Source organism: Arthrobacter sp. NicSoilC5 (genome assembly GCF_019977395.1).
GTDB lineage: Bacteria > Actinomycetota > Actinomycetes > Actinomycetales > Micrococcaceae > Arthrobacter.
The window spans coordinates 17,688-35,870 of record NZ_AP024660.1; the positions used below are offsets into that span (position 1 = coordinate 17,688).

Below are 18,183 nucleotides of genomic sequence, written 5' to 3' on the forward strand. Positions count from 1 at the left end.
CACATGCCATTGCACAACCGAGCCGGAACTGCCGGTTACGGCTCCGCCGCCACAGCCACGGCCCCCTCCCGCTTCCTGGAGCTTGGTGCCGCGGAGGCCAGGGAATTGGCCTCGCCGGCACCGGGGCGGGGAAGCCTTCCAGCGCGGGCGCACCTCGAATCCGACGCACCCAGGCTCTCACTGAACGGGGAATGGCAGTTCCGGCTGAGCCCCGGCATCCGGACCGCACCCAACGACGGGTGGCAGCGCGGCAACGGGCTGTCCGGGTTCACTGCCCTTCCCGTCCCCTCGAGCTGGAACATGCATGGCCACGGCTCTCCGGCCTACACCAACGTCCAGTTCCCCTTCCCGGTGGAACCCCCGCACGTGCCGGATGCCAATCCCATCGGCGACCACCTGGTGGCCTTTGAGGCAGGCCCGGAGTTCCTCCCGCACGCCGTGCTCCGGTTCGATGGCATCGATTCGGCCGGGACCGTGTGGCTGAACGGGGTGGAACTGGGGTCTACCCGCGGGAGCAGGCTGGCCCACGAATTCGATGTCTCCGGCGTCCTGGTGGAAGGAACCAACACCCTGGCGGTCCGGGTGGCCCAGTTCTCCGCCTCAAGCTACGTGGAGGACCAGGACATGTGGTGGCTCCCGGGCATCTTCCGGGACGTAACGCTTCAGGGCCGGCCGGCGCAGGGGATCGACGATGTCTTTGTCCACGCGGGCTACCACCCGGGAACGGGCGCCGGCTCACTCCGCGTTGAGGTGACCCGCTCGGGGCAGGCGATTGACGCCGTCGTCCGCGTTCCGGAACTTGGCCTCGAGCTGGCCGCCGGGGTGGAGCAGCAAATCCCCGGCGTGGAGCCCTGGTCCGCTGAAATCCCACGCCTCTACGACGCCACTGTCAGCACCCCCGGCGAGACTGTCTCGCTGCAGCTGGGCTTCCGGAGCATCACCATCGAGGACGCCCAGTTCAAAGTGAACGGCCGGCGGATCCTGCTTCGCGGCGTAAACCGCCACGAGCACCACCCCCGGCTTGGCCGCGTGGTGCCGCGGGATGTGGTGGAGGCCGAGCTGCGGTTGATGAAGCAGCACAACATCAATGCCATCAGGACCTCGCATTACCCGCCGCACCCCGAGTTCCTTGCGCTGGCGGACCGGCTGGGCTTTTACGTCGTCCTTGAATGCGACCTGGAAACGCACGGCTTCCACAGCGCCGGCTGGGCACAAAACCCCAGCGATGATCCGCGGTGGGAGGCTGCGCTGGTGGACCGGATGCAGCGGACGGTGGAGCGCGACAAAAACCATCCTTCGGTGATCATGTGGTCGCTGGGCAACGAGGCGGGCACCGGCAGGAACCTGGCGGCCATGTCGCGCTGGACCAAGGACCGTGATCCGTCGCGTCCCATCCACTACGAAGGTGACTGGTCCTCGCCAGACGTGGACGTCTACTCACGGATGTACGCCAGCCAGGCCGAGACGGAGCTCATCGGGCGGGGCATTGAACCGGCCCTGGAGGATGCCGCACTCGATGCGCGGCGCCGCGCCATGCCGTTCATGCTGTGCGAATACGTCCACGCCATGGGCAACGGGCCTGGCGGCATGAGCGAGTACCAGGAGCTGTTCGAACGGTATCCCCGGCTTATGGGCGGCTTCGTCTGGGAGTGGCTTGAGCACGGGATCACCGTCCCCTCCCCTGGCGGCGGCCACCACTTCGCCTATGGCGGGGACTTCGGTGAGGAGATCCACGACGGGAACTTCGTCACGGACGGGCTGGTGGATGCCGACCGCAACCCCCGCCCCGGCCTGCTGGATTTCAAGAAGGTGATTGAACCGCTGCACATCGGGGTGGCAGACTCCTGGGCCGGCTTCACCGTGCGGAACGGCCAGGACTTTGCCGACACATCCGCCTTGCGGTTCCAATACAAGGTGGAGGACGACGGCGGCACGCAGCTGGAGGGATCGGTGGCAGTTCCGCCGCTCGCACCGCAGTCCCAGGCCGTCGTGGAGCTGCCGGCAGAGGTGGCCCGGTATGTGGCGGGCCTGCCGGAGAGCCAGCCGGCCGTACTCACGGTCAGTGCCGTACTTGCCTCGGACACTGCCTGGGCTGCTGCCGGCCATGAGGTGGCGTGGGGGCAGGCAGTCAGGGCGGTGCAGCCACCCGCCATGCCGCCGGCCGAAGAACCGGTTGACGTCACCGACCAGGAACTCCGGCTGGGTCCTGCCGTATTCGACCGGGCCACCGGCATGCCCACCTGCATCGGGGGCCTGCCCGTGGAAAAGCTGGGCCTGGTCCTGTGGTGGGCACCCACGGACAACGACCTTGGCCGGGAGTGGGGAAGCGCGGACGAGCGGCCCCTTGCCACCCAGTGGAAGGAGGCGGGACTCGACCGGCTGCACACCCGCCTGCTGGGCATCAGCGCCGAAACAACGCCCGACGGCGGCGAGCACCTTCGCGTCAGCACGCGCATGGGGGCGGCGGACAAGCAGTTCGGAGTGTTGGTCGACTATGAGTGGACCAGCGGGGCCGGCTCCCTGGCATTGCGGACCCATGTCACGCCGGTAGGGGAGTGGGTCAACGCCGGCTTTGAGGTGGAGTGGGCTCGGATCGGGCTGGAGCTTGTGCTGGGCGCCGGGACAACCACCGTGGGCTGGTTCGGCCAGGGCCCGCACCAGAGTTACCCGGACACCGGGCAGGGCACCCGGACAGGATGGTTCGAGCTGCCCCTTGCCGGCCTGGACGTGGAGTACGTCCGCCCCCAGGAGTCGGGGGCCCGGTCCGGAGTGCGGTCCGCGGTGTTGAGCGCGGGTGGCAGGGAGCTGCACGTTTGCGGCGCGCCCTTTGCGCTGACAGTCCGGCCATACAGCATGCAGGCCCTGGCAGCAGCCACCCACAGGCCCGATCTCATTCCGGACGGGCGCACCTACATCTACCTTGACCATGCCATGAGGGGTGTGGGGACGGCAGCGTGCGGGCCTGGCGTGCTGGAGCCATACCGGTTGAAGCCCCGGACGGCGGCCTTCGACGTGGTCCTCCGGGTAACTGGGAACGGCCTGCAGCAGATGTGAGCCACTCCATAAAGCCGGCAAACTGGCGCCGGAGCCCCGCCTAAGCAACCAAAAACCGCGGTATTCCGGGGTTTAGGAGGCCCCTGGGGTACGGTTTGGTTCGATTTGCGGTGGGGGTTGTGTGCGGGTATTGTTTTCTGAGTCGCCGCCGCTGAAGCGGAAAAATAGCGGCCAACCCCCCTTTTTGAACGGCCTGGAAAATGGTTCGCTTTTTGTGCGTGCTGTTGGTGGGTGGGGGCTGATCCTGGAGGTTTTGGGTCACGGAAACGTGGTTTGCAAAGCCGGGTGGGATCGGGTAAGTTTGAAAAGTTGCTCCGGAGCGATCCTGAACGTTGGTTTGGGTGGTGCCGGGTGTGTCTGTTGTTTGAGAACTCAATAGTGTGCCAAGTTTGTTGATACCGATTATGTATGTAATTGGTTGAATTTGCCGAATCGTGCCGCCCCTGTGGTGTGGTTTGGTGTTTTTAGCTGGTTTCAAATTTTGTGCAGCCATTATGACCGTTATTTCCGGTGGTTTTGGTTGTGTCTGTTTGTTTTCAACGGAGAGTTTGATCCTGGCTCAGGATGAACGCTGGCGGCGTGCTTAACACATGCAAGTCGAACGATGATGCCCACTTGTGGGTGGATTAGTGGCGAACGGGTGAGTAACACGTGAGTAACCTGCCCTTGACTCTGGGATAAGCCTGGGAAACTGGGTCTAATACCGGATATGACCTTCCATCGCATGGTGGTTGGTGGAAAGCTTTTGTGGTTTTGGATGGACTCGCGGCCTATCAGCTTGTTGGTGGGGTAATGGCCTACCAAGGCGACGACGGGTAGCCGGCCTGAGAGGGTGACCGGCCACACTGGGACTGAGACACGGCCCAGACTCCTACGGGAGGCAGCAGTGGGGAATATTGCACAATGGGCGCAAGCCTGATGCAGCGACGCCGCGTGAGGGATGACGGCCTTCGGGTTGTAAACCTCTTTCAGTAGGGAAGAAGCGTAAGTGACGGTACCTGCAGAAGAAGCGCCGGCTAACTACGTGCCAGCAGCCGCGGTAATACGTAGGGCGCAAGCGTTATCCGGAATTATTGGGCGTAAAGAGCTCGTAGGCGGTTTGTCGCGTCTGCCGTGAAAGTCCGGGGCTCAACTCCGGATCTGCGGTGGGTACGGGCAGACTAGAGTGATGTAGGGGAGACTGGAATTCCTGGTGTAGCGGTGAAATGCGCAGATATCAGGAGGAACACCGATGGCGAAGGCAGGTCTCTGGGCATTAACTGACGCTGAGGAGCGAAAGCATGGGGAGCGAACAGGATTAGATACCCTGGTAGTCCATGCCGTAAACGTTGGGCACTAGGTGTGGGGGACATTCCACGTTTTCCGCGCCGTAGCTAACGCATTAAGTGCCCCGCCTGGGGAGTACGGCCGCAAGGCTAAAACTCAAAGGAATTGACGGGGGCCCGCACAAGCGGCGGAGCATGCGGATTAATTCGATGCAACGCGAAGAACCTTACCAAGGCTTGACATGAACCGGAAAGACCTGGAAACAGGTCCCCCACTTGTGGTCGGTTTACAGGTGGTGCATGGTTGTCGTCAGCTCGTGTCGTGAGATGTTGGGTTAAGTCCCGCAACGAGCGCAACCCTCGTTCTATGTTGCCAGCACGTGATGGTGGGGACTCATAGGAGACTGCCGGGGTCAACTCGGAGGAAGGTGGGGACGACGTCAAATCATCATGCCCCTTATGTCTTGGGCTTCACGCATGCTACAATGGCCGGTACAAAGGGTTGCGATACTGTGAGGTGGAGCTAATCCCAAAAAGCCGGTCTCAGTTCGGATTGGGGTCTGCAACTCGACCCCATGAAGTCGGAGTCGCTAGTAATCGCAGATCAGCAACGCTGCGGTGAATACGTTCCCGGGCCTTGTACACACCGCCCGTCAAGTCACGAAAGTTGGTAACACCCGAAGCCGGTGGCCTAACCCCTTGTGGGAGGGAGCTGTCGAAGGTGGGACTGGCGATTGGGACTAAGTCGTAACAAGGTAGCCGTACCGGAAGGTGCGGCTGGATCACCTCCTTTCTAAGGAGCACCTACAACAACCGGCCTGGATGTATGTCCGGGTGTGGGGGTTGTCAGGAAGCAAGCCCGTTGCGCAGGCGATTGTCCTGCGGCGGGTGCTCATGGGTGGAATATCAACAAATAGCGGCCGTTGTGTTGTCGTGTCTTTTCCTAGTACGAACCCTGGTGGTTCTGGAACGGTGGGCGTGGTGATGTGGTGGTTTTCGTGTTTGGCACACTGTTGGGTCCTGAGGCAACAGGACCACGGGTTCGCTGTCTTCGCCTTTCGGGGTGTGGGTGGTGTTCTGGTGGGTTTGTTTGTTTCTGGTTTCCCTGCCATGACGGTCCACGCACGTGTGTGTGGGGTGTGTGGTGTGGGGTTGTTGTTTGAGAACTACATAGTGGACGCGAGCATCTTGTATAAGAAGCAATTTCCAAGATAAATGAACCTGGATCTGGTTCGTGTGCCTTTGGGTGCGCGGGACAGTTTTCGTGGTTCTCTCGAAAATGTTTTTGATCTTTGTGGTCAAGTTTTTAAGAGCACACGGTGGATGCCTTGGCATTAGGAGCCGAAGAAGGACGTAGGAATCTGCGATAAGCCTGGGGGAGTCGATAACCGGACTGTGATCCCAGGGTGTCCGAATGGGGAAACCCCGCCAAGCGCGCGAGTGACTTGGTGACCCGTACCTGAACACATAGGGTGCGTGGGGGGAACGCGGGGAAGTGAAACATCTCAGTACCCGCAGGAAGAGAAAACAATAGTGATTCCGTTAGTAGTGGCGAGCGAACGCGGATCAGGCTAAACCGTTCCATGTGTGATAGCCGGCGGGCGTTGCATGGTCGGGGTTGTGGGACTTTCCATACCAGTTCTGCCGGGCTGGTGGGGTGTGATGTGCGCGCATAGGTGAACGGTTTTGAAAGGCCGGCCAGAGAGGGTGTTAGTCCCGTAACCGTAATGTGTTTGTACCGCCTGTGAGAGTATCCCAAGTAGTACGGGGCCCGAGAAATCCCGTGCGAATCTGTCAGGACCACCTGATAAGCCTAAATACTCCCTAATGACCGATAGCGGACCAGTACCGTGAGGGAAAGGTGAAAAGTACCCCGGGAGGGGAGTGAAACAGTACCTGAAACCGTGTGCTTACAATCCGTCGGAGCCAGTCTGATTCTGGTGACGGCGTGCCTTTTGAAGAATGAGCCTGCGAGTTAGTGTTACGTCGCGAGGTTAACCCGTGTGGGGCAGCCGTAGCGAAAGCGAGTCTGAATAGGGCGTGTGAGTGGCGTGATCTAGACCCGAAGCGAAGTGATCTACCCATGGCCAGGTTGAAGCGACGGTAAGACGTCGTGGAGGACCGAACCCACTTCAGTTGAAAATGGAGGGGATGAGCTGTGGGTAGGGGTGAAAGGCCAATCAAACTTCGTGATAGCTGGTTCTCCCCGAAATGCATTTAGGTGCAGCGTTGCGTGTTTCTTGCTGGAGGTAGAGCTACTGGATGGCTAATGGGCCCTACAAGGTTACTGACGTCAGCCAAACTCCGAATGCCGGTAAGTGAGAGCGCAGCAGTGAGACTGTGGGGGATAAGCTTCATAGTCGAGAGGGAAACAGCCCAGACCACCAACTAAGGCCCCTAAGCGTGTGCTAAGTGGGAAAGGATGTGGAGTTGCCCAGACAACCAGGAGGTTGGCTTAGAAGCAGCCACCCTTAAAAGAGTGCGTAATAGCTCACTGGTCAAGTGATTCCGCGCCGACAATGTAGCGGGGCTCAAGTACACCGCCGAAGTTGTGGCATTCAGATATTTAGCTAAGCCCTTGTGGTTCAGGCGTCTGGATGGGTAGGGGAGCGTCGTGTGGGCAGTGAAGTCGCGGTGTAAACCAGCGGTGGAGCCTACACGAGTGAGAATGCAGGCATGAGTAGCGAAAGACGGGTGAGAAACCCGTCCGCCGAATGATCAAGGGTTCCAGGGTCAAGCTAATCTGCCCTGGGTAAGTCGGGACCTAAGGCGAGGCCGACAGGCGTAGTCGATGGACAACGGGTTGATATTCCCGTACCGGCGAAAAACCGTCCATGTTGAACAGGGGATACTAACCGCCCGAGACCTGCCTGACACCCCTTGTGGGTGAAGGGTTTTGGTGGAGCGCGGGACCTGATCCTGGGAGGCAAGCGTATTAACAGGTGTGACGCAGGAAGGTAGCCGAGCCGGGCGATGGTTGTCCCGGTCTAAGGATGTAGGGCGAGTGGTAGGCAAATCCGCCACTCATATAGCCTGAGATCTGATGGGACCCCCGTTTGGGGGGATTTGGTGATCCTATGCTGCCGAGAAAAGCATCGACGCGAGGTTTTAGCCGCCCGTACCCCAAACCGACACAGGTGATCAGGTAGAGAATACTAAGGCGATCGAGAGAATTATGGTTAAGGAACTCGGCAAAATGCCCCCGTAACTTCGGGAGAAGGGGGGCCCCAACCTTGAACGGACTTCGCGTCCGGGAGGGGATCGGGGCCGCAGAGACCAGGGGGAAGCGACTGTTTACTAAAAACACAGGTCCGTGCGAAGTCGCAAGACGATGTATACGGACTGACTCCTGCCCGAGTACGATGTATACGGACTGACTCCTGCCCGGTGCTGGAAGGTTAAGAGGACCGGTTAGCCTCACGGCGAAGCTGAGAATTTAAGCCCCAGTAAACGGCGGTGGTAACTATAACCATCCTAAGGTAGCGAAATTCCTTGTCGGGTAAGTTCCGACCTGCACGAATGGAGTAACGACTTCCCCGCTGTCTCAACCATAAACTCGGCGAAATTGCAGTACGAGTAAAGATGCTCGTTACGCGCAGCAGGACGGAAAGACCCCGAGACCTTTACTATAGTTTGGTATTGGTGTTCGGAGTGGCTTGTGTAGGATAGGTGGGAGACGTTGAAGCCCGGACGCCAGTTCGGGTGGAGTCATCGTTGAAATACCACTCTGGTCACTTTGGACATCTAACTTCGGCCCGTAATCCGGGTCAGGGACAGTGCCTGATGGGTAGTTTAACTGGGGCGGTTGCCTCCTAAAAAGTAACGGAGGCGCCCAAAGGTTCCCTCAGCCTGGTTGGCAATCAGGTGTCGAGTGTAAGTGCACAAGGGAGCTTGACTGTGAGAGAGACATCTCGAGCAGGGACGAAAGTCGGGACTAGTGATCCGGCGGTACATTGTGGAATGGCCGTCGCTCAACGGATAAAAGGTACCTCGGGGATAACAGGCTGATCTTGCCCAAGAGTCCATATCGACGGCATGGTTTGGCACCTCGATGTCGGCTCGTCGCATCCTGGGGCTGGAGTAGGTCCCAAGGGTTGGGCTGTTCGCCCATTAAAGCGGTACGCGAGCTGGGTTTAGAACGTCGTGAGACAGTTCGGTCCCTATCCGCTGCGCGCGCAGGAAATTTGAGAAGGGCTGTCCTTAGTACGAGAGGACCGGGACGGACGAACCTCTGGTGTGTCAGTTGTACTGCCAAGTGCACCGCTGATTAGCTACGTTCGGATGGGATAACCGCTGAAAGCATCTAAGCGGGAAGCTCGCTTCAAGATGAGATTTCCATACACATTATGTGTGAGAGGCCCCCAGCCAGACCACTGGGTTGATAGGCCGGATGTGGAAGCGAGGACTAACGACTCGTGAAGCTGACCGGTACTAATAGGCCAATAACTTACACCACACAGAAAAACATTCTGCTTGCGTCCACTATGTGGTTCCCAACCAACAACCCTGTTGGCGGAACCTAACAATTGAATACAACACCACCCCCTGCCCACGGGCAGGGATGTTGTAACCACAAGACTTCCCAACCCCCTGCGGGGTTCGGGTACAAGGGTTACGGCGGTCATAGCGTGGGGGAAACGCCCGGTCCCATTCCGAACCCGGAAGCTAAGACCCACAGCGCCGATGGTACTGCACCCGGGAGGGTGTGGGAGAGTAGGTCACCGCCGGAACAACTATTAATGGTCGAGGCCCCAACCACACGGTTGGGGCCTCCCACATTTAACACACAAAACACGCGGGAGCTGCCAGCGGCGTCCGGCGGGCAGAGTTCATGTCCGGCTGCCTGGTTACAGCGGGCAGCGGCTGCCGCAGGGCTGTCCCGTTGTGAAGATGGCCACGATACCCGGTCCCAGGGCCCGCACTGTCCGGGGGGATTTGGTCGCTCCACTAGAATTGATGAAGATGTACGGACTTCGAAGCGCTTGATTTCGGGTTGCGTAGGAAACGAAACGAGCGGCTGCAGTTGCGCCAGTGGTCGGCTCACAACAGGAGGAATCCACATGGCCGAGCATAACGGTGGCAACCGAGGCAACGACCGGGGCGCGTTCCGCGGCAACAACAACTCCGGCGGTGAGCCCCGCGGATTCCGGTCCCGGTCCGACCGCGACGGCAACAACTTCTCCCGCGGCGGCTCTGCGGCGGCGGTGGCGAGCGGAAGCCGTTCGGTGACCGTGACCGTAAGCCGTTTGGTGACCGCCCCCGTCGCGATGGCGAGGGTGACCGTCGCGGTTTTGGCGGCGGTGCCGGCGGTGGCGAGCGGAAGCCGTTCGGTGACCGTGACCGCAAGCCCTTTGGCGACCGTCCGCGCCGCGATGGCGAGGGCGACCGTCGCCAGTTCAACGACCGTGACCGTAAGCCGTTTGGTGACCGTCCGCGCCGCGATGGCGAGGGTGAGCGTCGTGGTTTTGGCGGCGGTGCCGGCGGTGGCGACCGTAAGCCCTTTGGCGACCGTCCGCGCCGCGATGGCGAGGGCGACCGCCGTGGTTTTGGCGGCGGTGCCGGCGGTGGCGACCGTAAGCCCTTTGGCGACCGTCCGCGCCGCGATGGCGAGGGTGACCGCCGCGGTTTTGGCGGCGGTGCGGGCGGTGGCGAGCGGAAGCCGTTCGGTGATCGTGACCGTAAGCCGTTTGGTGACCGTCCCCGTCGCGATGGCGAGGGTGATCGCCGAGGTTTTGGCGGCGGTGACCGTGACCGTAAGCCGTTTGGTGACCGTCCCCGCCGCGATGGCGAGGGTGATCGCCGAGGTTTCGCTGGCGGTGACCGTGACCGTGACCGCAAGCCGTTTGGTGACCGTCCGCGCCGCGACGGCGAAGGCGATCGCCGTGGTTTTGGCGGCGGCGATAACCGCAAGCCGTTCGGAGACCGGCAGGACCGGGCTCCCCGCAGCTTCGACCGCGGTGACTCCCGCGCCGAGTCCGGCCGTGGCGCCGGCCCCCGCAGCTTTGGCCGCGATCGCCAGGAAGACCGTCCTGTCCGCGTGCCCAACGCCGCTGACCTCCGCAGTGCCAACCGCCCGGACCGGGAACGCTCACCCGAAATCGATGAAGACGTCACGGGTAAAGAACTGGACCGCGCCACCCAGCACCAGATCAAGACCCTCGAAGCCAAGAGCTCGGAATGGGTGGCCCGCCACCTGGTGATGGCCGGCCGCCTCATCGATGACGAGCCGGAGCTTGCCTTCCAGCACGCCCTGGCAGCCAGCCGCCGCGGCGGCCGGCTCGCCGCTGTCCGGGAAGCCGTTGGCCTGACAGCCTACGCCGCCGGGCACTACGGTGAGGCGCTCCGCGAGTTCCGCACCTTCCGCCGTATCAGTGGTTCAAACGTCCACCTCCCCATCATGGCGGACTGCGAGCGTGGCCTGGGACGCCCCGACCGTGCCCTGGATGTGGCGCGCTCTGAGGAAGCCCAGGACCTGGATGCCCCCGGCAAGGTGGAACTGGCAATCGTCGCCGCCGGTGCGCGCACCGACCTGGGCCAGCTTGACGCGGCAGTAGCCGAACTTGAAATCCCGCAGCTGGACATGAACCGCGCGTTCTCCTACAGCCCGCGCCTCTTCCGCGCCTACGCCGATGCGCTGGCTGCGGTGGGACGCGAAGACGAGTCGCAGAAGTGGAGCCGTCAGGCCGTCGTGGCAGAATATGCCCTGGGCGTGGGCGCTGACGAAGAACCCGAAATCATCGACCTCGGCTGGGACGAGGAAGAGGAAGCCCGGGAAGAGGCAGAACGCCGGCGGATGCTGGACCGCGCCTCCAAGGGCGCTGGGCCCGAAACGCCCGCAGCAGGTTCCACGGAGGCAGCTTCCGGGAGCGCCCGCGCAGCCGAGGCGAAGTCCTCACAGGACAGCAGCATCGACGACCAGGATGCCGACTACTTCGTTTCCGACGACGCAGAATCGGACCAGGACTCGGTGGAACACGACGAGCTCCACTCCGTGCCCGCGGACGACGCCGGTGCTGATGATGCCAGCGCAGACGACACCGCTGCCCAGGACAACGCTGGCACTGAGCACGACGAAGACCGCCGGGAAGACTGAACACCGATGAGCGATGTTTCCCTGGTTTCCCGCTTCGACGCACTCCTCGCCGACCTGGACGGCGTGGTCTACGCCGGGCCCCACGCCATTCCCGGAGCTGTTGAGTCGCTGAAGCAGCTTTCCGGGCTGGGCATTGGCCTGGGCTATGTCACCAACAACGCCTCCCGGTCACCGGCGGAAGTGGCCGCGCATCTCCGTGAGTTGGGTGCACCGGCTGAGGACAATCAGGTGGTCAGTTCATCCCAGGCGGCGGCCGAGCTGCTCGCCTCGATGCTGGCTCCGGGGTCAAGGATCCTCATCACCGGCAGTCCGGCCCTCGCCCGCGAAATTGAGCTGGCGGGCCTGGTGCCGGTGGCCGGCCAGGATGAGGACCCGGTCGCCGTGGTCCAGGGTTTCAGCCCCGCCATTGGCTGGAAGGACCTGGCGGAAGCCACCTATGTGGTGAACGCCGGTGCCCTCTGGGTGGCCACCAACACGGACATGTCCATTCCCCAGGCGCGCGGCATCGCTCCTGGAAACGGCACCCTGGTGGCGGCGGTCGCTGCGGCCACCGGGCAGCAGCCGAAAGTCGCGGGTAAGCCGGAAGCGCCGCTTTTCCATTCGGCCGCCAAGCGGCTTGGCGCCGGGCGCCCCCTGGTGGTGGGCGACCGGCTGGACACGGACATCCTGGGCGGCAACAACGCCGGCTTCGCCACCGTGGCCGTGCTGACCGGCGTCGACACGCGCGAGACCATCCTGGCGGCCCGCGCCGCGGAACGTCCCGCGTACATCATCGAAAACCTTACGGACCTGCACCGGCCATACCCGGAGATAACGCACGACGACGGCACTTACACGTGCGGGCAGTCGACGGCGCGCGTGGCCAACGGAGCAGTGGGCATCATTGGCAGCCAGGACGACCTCAACTCGTGGCGCGCGGCGTGTGCCGCATGGTGGGCCGGGACGCCTGACGCGTCAACCCCGCAGGCGCCCAAGCTGGTGTGGCTGGATCACTAGACTGGTTCTATGACCGAGCTGACCGAACCGGACCATCCGACAGACCAGCCGGCCCCGGAGTGGCCCCAGGCCCCCGGGCAGGACATCAGGGATCCGCAGGTGGCACAGGCCACCGCCAGGCTTCTGGACCTGCCCGGCCTTCCGGCAGCGGAGCACGAAGCCGTTTACAACGTGCTGCACGATGAACTGCTGGCCGCCCTCAACAGCGAACCCGCAGACAGCGGTCCCACAGGCAGCGAAAAGACCGGCGGGGCCGCCTGATGCCGGTACGCCTCGACCAGGCATTGGTGGCCCGCGGACTGGCCAGGTCCCGGACGCACGCAGCCTCGCTGATTGCCGAGGGCAAGGTCCGTTCCGGCGGCCAGGTCCTTGCCAAGGCCTCCCTGCAGGTTGACGACAGCCGGGACCTGGCCGTCGAACATGATGACCAAGACACCTACGCCAGCCGTGCCGGGCACAAGCTGGCCGGCGCCCTGGACGCATTCCCGGACGTTTCGGCCCAAGGCAAAAGGTGCCTCGACGCCGGTGCCTCCACCGGCGGCTTCACGGACGTCCTGCTGAGGCGCGGGGCCGCACACGTGGTGGCGGTCGACGTCGGGCACGGCCAGCTGGTGCCGCACCTCCGGGACGACCCCCGCGTGGAGGTCCACGAGGGCATGAACGTCCGGTACATGGCGCCCGCGGACATCGGCGGGCCGGCCGCCCTGACCGTCGCCGACCTCTCCTTCATCTCCCTCACCCTCGTGGTGCAGCCGCTGGCTGACTGCACGGAGCCCGGCGGCGACCTGGTGCTGATGGTCAAGCCACAGTTCGAGATCGGCAAGGACCGCCTGGGCCGCACCGGCGTGGTGACGTCGGAGCGCGAGCGGCGGATGGCCGTGGAGAAGGTGGCCAGGGCGGCGCTCGACGCCGGCCTGGACCTGTGCGGCCTTGCGGCCAGTCCGCTGCCCGGACAGGACGGAAACGTCGAATACTTCCTGTGGATAAAACGCAGGATCACCCAAGACTTGCCTAAGATCGAAGAGCGTGAGGCAGCAGCTGCTGCTTTGCTCGGACAAATCTGGCCGAACCACTAGAGAGCGGAACCTGATGAGCAGGCGTGTACTGGTCCTTGCCCACACCGGCCGCGAGGAGTCACTGAAAGCCGCCTGGGAGGCCTGCGCCCTGCTGCATGCTTCAGGCATGGTCCCCGTGATGCAGGAGTCCGAACTGGGCGACATGGAACGGTTCTTCGGGCACCTGGCCCAGCCGGTGGAGGTGCTCCACGACCACGTCCAGCTGCCCGATGTGGAACTGGTCATGGTCCTTGGCGGCGATGGAACCATCCTCCGGGCCGCTGAGCTGGTCCGCGAGGTGGACGTGCCGCTGCTGGGCGTGAACCTGGGCCATGTGGGCTTCCTGGCTGAAAGCGAGCGGGCGGACCTTGCCCAGACCGTGGAGTGGATTGCCAGCCGCGAGTACACCGTTGAAGAGCGGATGACCATCGATGTCCAGGTCTGGGTCCGCGGCCAGAAGATTTGGCACACCTGGGCTTTAAACGAGGCCGCCATCGAGAAAGCCAACAGGGAACGGATGCTCGAGGTGGTGACCGAGGTGGACGAGCGACCGCTGACGTCCTTCGGCTCCGACGGCATCGTGCTGGCCACCCCCACGGGCTCCACGGCCTACGCGTTCTCCGCCGGTGGTCCCGTGGTGTGGCCGGAGGTGGAGGCGCTGGTGATCGTGCCCATCAGCGCACATGCGCTCTTCGCCAAGCCCCTGGTCGTATCGCCCCGGTCCAGGCTCGCTGTTGAGGTGCTGGGACGCACCGACGCCCAGGGTGTCCTGTGGTGCGATGGCCGGCGCTCGGTGGACCTGCCGCCGGGCGCCCGCGTGGAAGTGACCAAATCGGCCACCCCGGTCCGGCTGGCCCGCACCCACCAGACCCCCTTCTCGGCCCGCCTGGTCCGCAAGTTCGAGCTGCCCATCCATGGCTGGCGCGGTCCGGTGCCCAAGTCCGATGCCGTGCACACCGGCCCCATTCCCATTGTGCGGACGCCACGGCCCATGCCGCCGCTGCCGGTACCGCATGCGGAGAACCCGGGCAGCGATCCCGATCCGTCGACTGCGAAGTGAAGCCATGCTTGAAGAACTGAGAATCCGCGACCTCGGCGTCATCACCGACGCAACGCTTCCGCTCGGCCCTGGACTGAGCGTGGTGACCGGCGAAACCGGTGCGGGCAAGACCATGGTGGTCACCGCCGTCGGACTGCTCCTGGGGGCGCGTTCCGATGCCGGCGCCGTCCGGAGCGGCGCAAAAAGTGCCACCGCGGAAGCGGTGCTCAAGCTCGACGCCGGACATCCGGCCATCGCCCGTGCGCTTGATGCCGGTGCCGAAGCCGAGGAGTTCGACGGCGGCGCCGAGCTCATCCTGGCGCGCCGCCTGGGTGCGGACGGCCGCAGCCGTGCGTTCCTCGGTGGGCGGGCTGCGCCGGTGGGCGTCCTGGCCGAGATCGGCGAATCGCTGGTGGTGGTGCACGGCCAGTCGGACCAGATCAGGCTCAAGAGCGCCACGGCCCAGCGGGAAGCCCTGGACAAGTTCGCCGGGGACAGCCTGGCCGGCCCGCTGTCCGCGTACCAGGAGCTGTACAGCAGGTGGAAGGCCAGCCAGGCAGAACTGGACAGCCTGCGGAGCGCCGCACGGGACAGGCTCCGCGAAGCCGAATCCCTGGAGGCCGCCCTGGCCGAAATCGACGAGGTGGATCCGCAGCCGGGGGAGGACGAGCTCCTGAAGGCCGAGGCCGTCAAGCTCGCCAACGTTGAGGAACTGCGGATTGCCGCCAGCACGGCACACCAGGCCCTCATCGCCGAGGACTTCGGCGAGACCGGTGACGCCACCACCCTGGTGGATTCCGCCAAACGTACCCTGGAACATGTGGCCGAGCACGACGCCGAACTCGGTTCCGCCGCGGCGCGGCTGGCGGAAGTGGGCTTCCTGCTCAACGACATCGCCACCGAACTGGCCAGCTACCAGGCCGGCCTGGACTCGGAGGGCCCGGAACGGCTCGCCGAGATTGAGGACCGGCGGGCAGCCCTGGCCAAGCTGGTCCGCAAATACGCCCCAACCATCGACGAACTGCTGGAGTGGGCCGAAAAGGCCCGCGTCCGGTACGACGAGCTGCAGGACGACTCCTCCCGCATCGAAGCCCTGGACGCGGAGGTGGTCCGCGCCGAAGCAGAACTCACCAAGCAGTCGGCAGCCATCAGCAAGATCCGGGCCAAGGCCGCCAAGGACCTCTCTGCCCGGGTCAGTGCCGAGCTGAAGGCCCTGGCCATGGCCGACGCCACCCTGGTGATCAATCTTGAGCCCTCCGGGCAGCTGGGCCCCCACGGCGCGGACGAGATCACCTTCCTGCTGCAGCCGCACTCCGGAGCCCCGGCCCGGCCCCTGGGCAAAGGCGCCTCCGGTGGTGAACTGTCCCGGGTGATGCTTGCCATCGAGGTGGTGCTCGCCGCCGTCGACCCCGTCCCCACGTTTGTGTTCGACGAGGTCGACGCCGGTGTGGGCGGACGCGCCGCCGTCGAGATCGGCCGCCGGCTGGCCATGCTGGCACGCCACGTCCAGGTGCTGGTGGTCACGCACCTTCCCCAGGTGGCCGCCTTTGCCGACCAGCACATCACCGTGACCAAAACGTCCGTCAGGGGAGCCGACGGCGGCACCGCCACCGGCTTCACCTCCAGTGACGTCCGCCTCCTTGACGGGCCGGAACGGGTGCGTGAACTCGCCCGCATGCTGGCCGGGCAGGAAGACTCCGAGTCCGCCCAGGCCCACGCCCAGGAACTGCTGGACGACGCCAAACTCCTGCCACAGCGGGCCTGACGCGGCAAAAAGCGGGGGGAGCGGGCCGGTTGGCCGTCGACTATCCGGATGGAGGCCTCTTGATTCAGCGGCCCCATCCCAGCAGACTGGAACGCTTGGGTGCAGGTTCGGCCCGATCCGTGGAAGGCTCAATTGATGATAGGCTCGAATTCCGTGGTGCAGCGATCAAATTCCCGTGTAAATTCCCGGTTCCCGGGCTCCTCCAAGATGACCAAGCACATCTTCGTCACCGGCGGTGTGGCGTCCTCACTCGGTAAGGGACTGACGGCCTCCAGCCTCGGTCACCTGCTCCGGGCACGCGGCCTGTCCGTCACGATGCAGAAGCTCGATCCCTACCTGAATGTGGATCCGGGCACGATGAACCCCTTCCAGCACGGTGAGGTCTTCGTCACTGACGATGGCGCCGAAACGGACCTGGACATCGGGCACTACGAGCGCTTCCTCGATGAGAACCTTGAAGGTTCCGCGAACGTGACCACCGGCCAGGTCTACTCCACCGTGATCGCCAAGGAACGGCGTGGCGAATACCTCGGCGACACCGTCCAGGTCATCCCGCACATCACGGACGAGATCAAGCGCCGCATGCGGCTGCCTGCTGAAGGCAAGAACGCCCCCGACGTCATCATCACCGAAATCGGCGGCACCGTTGGCGACATCGAGTCCCAGCCGTTCCTCGAATCGGCCCGACAGGTCCGCCAGGACGTGGGACGCGGCAACGTCTTCTTCGTGCACGTGTCACTGGTCCCGTACATCGGACCGTCGCAGGAACTGAAGACCAAGCCCACCCAGCACTCGGTGGCGGCCCTGCGCTCCATCGGTATCCAGCCCGAAGCCATCGTCATCCGCTCCGACCGCGAGATCCCCGAAGCCATGCGCGCCAAGATCGGCCGCATGTGCGACGTCGACCTCGAAGCCGTCATCGGCTGCCCGGACGCCCCCAGCATCTACGACATCCCCAAGACCCTGCACGCCCAGGGCCTGGACTCCTACATCGTCCGTGCCCTGGACCTGCCGTTCAAGGACGTGGACTGGACCAGCTGGGACCGCCTCCTGGAGGCCGTCCACAACCCCAAGCACCAGGTCGAAATCGCCCTGGTGGGCAAGTACATCGACCTTCCGGACGCCTACCTCTCGGTGACTGAAGCCCTGCGTGCCGGCGGCTTCGCCAATGAGGCCAAGGTCAAGATCCGTTGGGTCCCTTCGGACGAGTGCGAGACCCGTGAGGGTGCCATCAAGGCGCTCGACGGCGTGGACGCCATCTGCGTGCCGGGCGGTTTCGGTATCCGTGGCCTCGAAGGCAAGCTGGGCGCCCTCAAGTTCGCCCGCGAGACCAAGCTGCCTGTGCTGGGCCTGTGCCTTGGCCTGCAGTGCATGGTCATCGAGTACGCCCGCAACGTGGTGGGCATGGAAGGTGCTTCCTCCAGCGAGTTCGAGCCGGATTCCAAGTACCCGGTCATCGCCACCATGGAGGAGCAGCTGGAGTTCGTGGAAGGCGGTGGCGACCTGGGCGGCACCATGCGCCTTGGCCTCTACGAAGCCAAGCTGGACGAGGGCTCGGTCATCGCCGGTACCTACGGCAAGACCACGGTCAGCGAACGCCACCGGCACCGCTACGAGGTCAACAACAAGTACCGCCAGCAGATTGCCGAGAAGGGCCTGGTCTTCTCCGGCACCTCCCCGGACGGCAGGCTCGTCGAATTCGTTGAGCTGCCGGCCGACGTCCACCCGTACTACGTGGCGACGCAGGCGCACCCCGAACTGAGTTCGCGGCCCACCCGCCCGCACCCGCTGTTCACCGGACTGGTCAAGGCGGCCCTGGATCACCAGAACGCGAACCACCAGGGTGCCGCCGACACGGACGCTGCCGCGGCAGGGGAGCCTGCAGCATCGGGTAGCGTTACCGCTAAGTAGTCAAT

At 63.8% G+C, this 18,183-nt stretch carries 9 protein-coding genes and 3 rRNA genes; all 12 read left to right on the forward strand.

What is annotated here, in order from left to right:
• The first annotated feature begins 3 nt into the window (after positions 1-3).
• The 12 genes from LDO22_RS00095 to LDO22_RS00150 all read left to right on the forward strand — a co-directional run bounded on the left by LDO22_RS00095 (position 4) and on the right by LDO22_RS00150 (position 18,178).
• Positions 4-3,054 carry a glycoside hydrolase family 2 TIM barrel-domain containing protein gene (locus LDO22_RS00095; RefSeq protein ID WP_224023627.1) on the forward strand — a complete coding sequence of 1,017 codons (3,051 nt, stop codon included), beginning with the start codon at positions 4-6 and terminating at the stop codon, positions 3,052-3,054.
• 536 nt (positions 3,055-3,590) lie between these two features.
• A 16S ribosomal RNA gene (locus tag LDO22_RS00100) occupies positions 3,591-5,112 on the forward strand.
• Between the two features lie 503 nt (positions 5,113-5,615).
• Positions 5,616-8,775: ribosomal RNA gene (locus LDO22_RS00105) — 23S ribosomal RNA — on the forward strand.
• Between the two features lie 157 nt (positions 8,776-8,932).
• Positions 8,933-9,049: ribosomal RNA gene (gene rrf / locus LDO22_RS00110) — 5S ribosomal RNA — on the forward strand.
• Together the 16S, 23S and 5S rRNA genes form the textbook arrangement of a ribosomal RNA operon.
• A gap of 330 nt (positions 9,050-9,379) precedes the next feature.
• Positions 9,380-10,519 (forward strand): hypothetical protein, encoded by a 1,140-nt coding sequence (locus tag LDO22_RS00115; RefSeq protein WP_224025654.1) that lies wholly within the window; start codon positions 9,380-9,382, stop codon positions 10,517-10,519.
• A complete protein-coding gene (locus LDO22_RS00120) occupies positions 10,519-11,412 on the forward strand; it encodes a hypothetical protein (protein ID WP_224027121.1) in 894 nt (297 codons plus the stop codon). The genes LDO22_RS00115 and LDO22_RS00120 overlap by 1 nt, the downstream gene beginning before the upstream one ends.
• Before the next feature lie 6 nt (positions 11,413-11,418).
• Positions 11,419-12,408: an HAD-IIA family hydrolase gene (locus tag LDO22_RS00125; protein WP_159632287.1), complete on the forward strand. Its 990-nt coding sequence runs from the start codon at positions 11,419-11,421 to the stop codon at positions 12,406-12,408.
• 9 nt (positions 12,409-12,417) lie between these two features.
• The gene (locus LDO22_RS00130) at positions 12,418-12,669 is read left to right on the forward strand and encodes a hypothetical protein (protein WP_159632286.1); all 252 of its coding nucleotides are present in this window, start codon (positions 12,418-12,420) and stop codon (positions 12,667-12,669) included.
• A complete protein-coding gene (locus LDO22_RS00135; RefSeq protein WP_224025643.1) occupies positions 12,669-13,484 on the forward strand; it encodes a TlyA family RNA methyltransferase in 816 nt (271 codons plus the stop codon). The genes LDO22_RS00130 and LDO22_RS00135 overlap by 1 nt, the downstream gene beginning before the upstream one ends.
• A gap of 13 nt (positions 13,485-13,497) precedes the next feature.
• Positions 13,498-14,523 carry an NAD kinase gene (locus LDO22_RS00140; protein WP_159632284.1) on the forward strand — a complete coding sequence of 342 codons (1,026 nt, stop codon included), beginning with the start codon at positions 13,498-13,500 and terminating at the stop codon, positions 14,521-14,523.
• A 4-nt stretch (positions 14,524-14,527) separates the two neighbouring features.
• Positions 14,528-16,267 (forward strand): DNA repair protein RecN, encoded by a 1,740-nt coding sequence (recN, locus tag LDO22_RS00145; RefSeq protein WP_224025644.1) that lies wholly within the window; start codon positions 14,528-14,530, stop codon positions 16,265-16,267.
• 135 nt (positions 16,268-16,402) lie between these two features.
• A complete protein-coding gene (locus LDO22_RS00150; protein ID WP_275182028.1) occupies positions 16,403-18,178 on the forward strand; it encodes a CTP synthase in 1,776 nt (591 codons plus the stop codon).
• Positions 18,179-18,183: the final 5 nt, after the last annotated feature.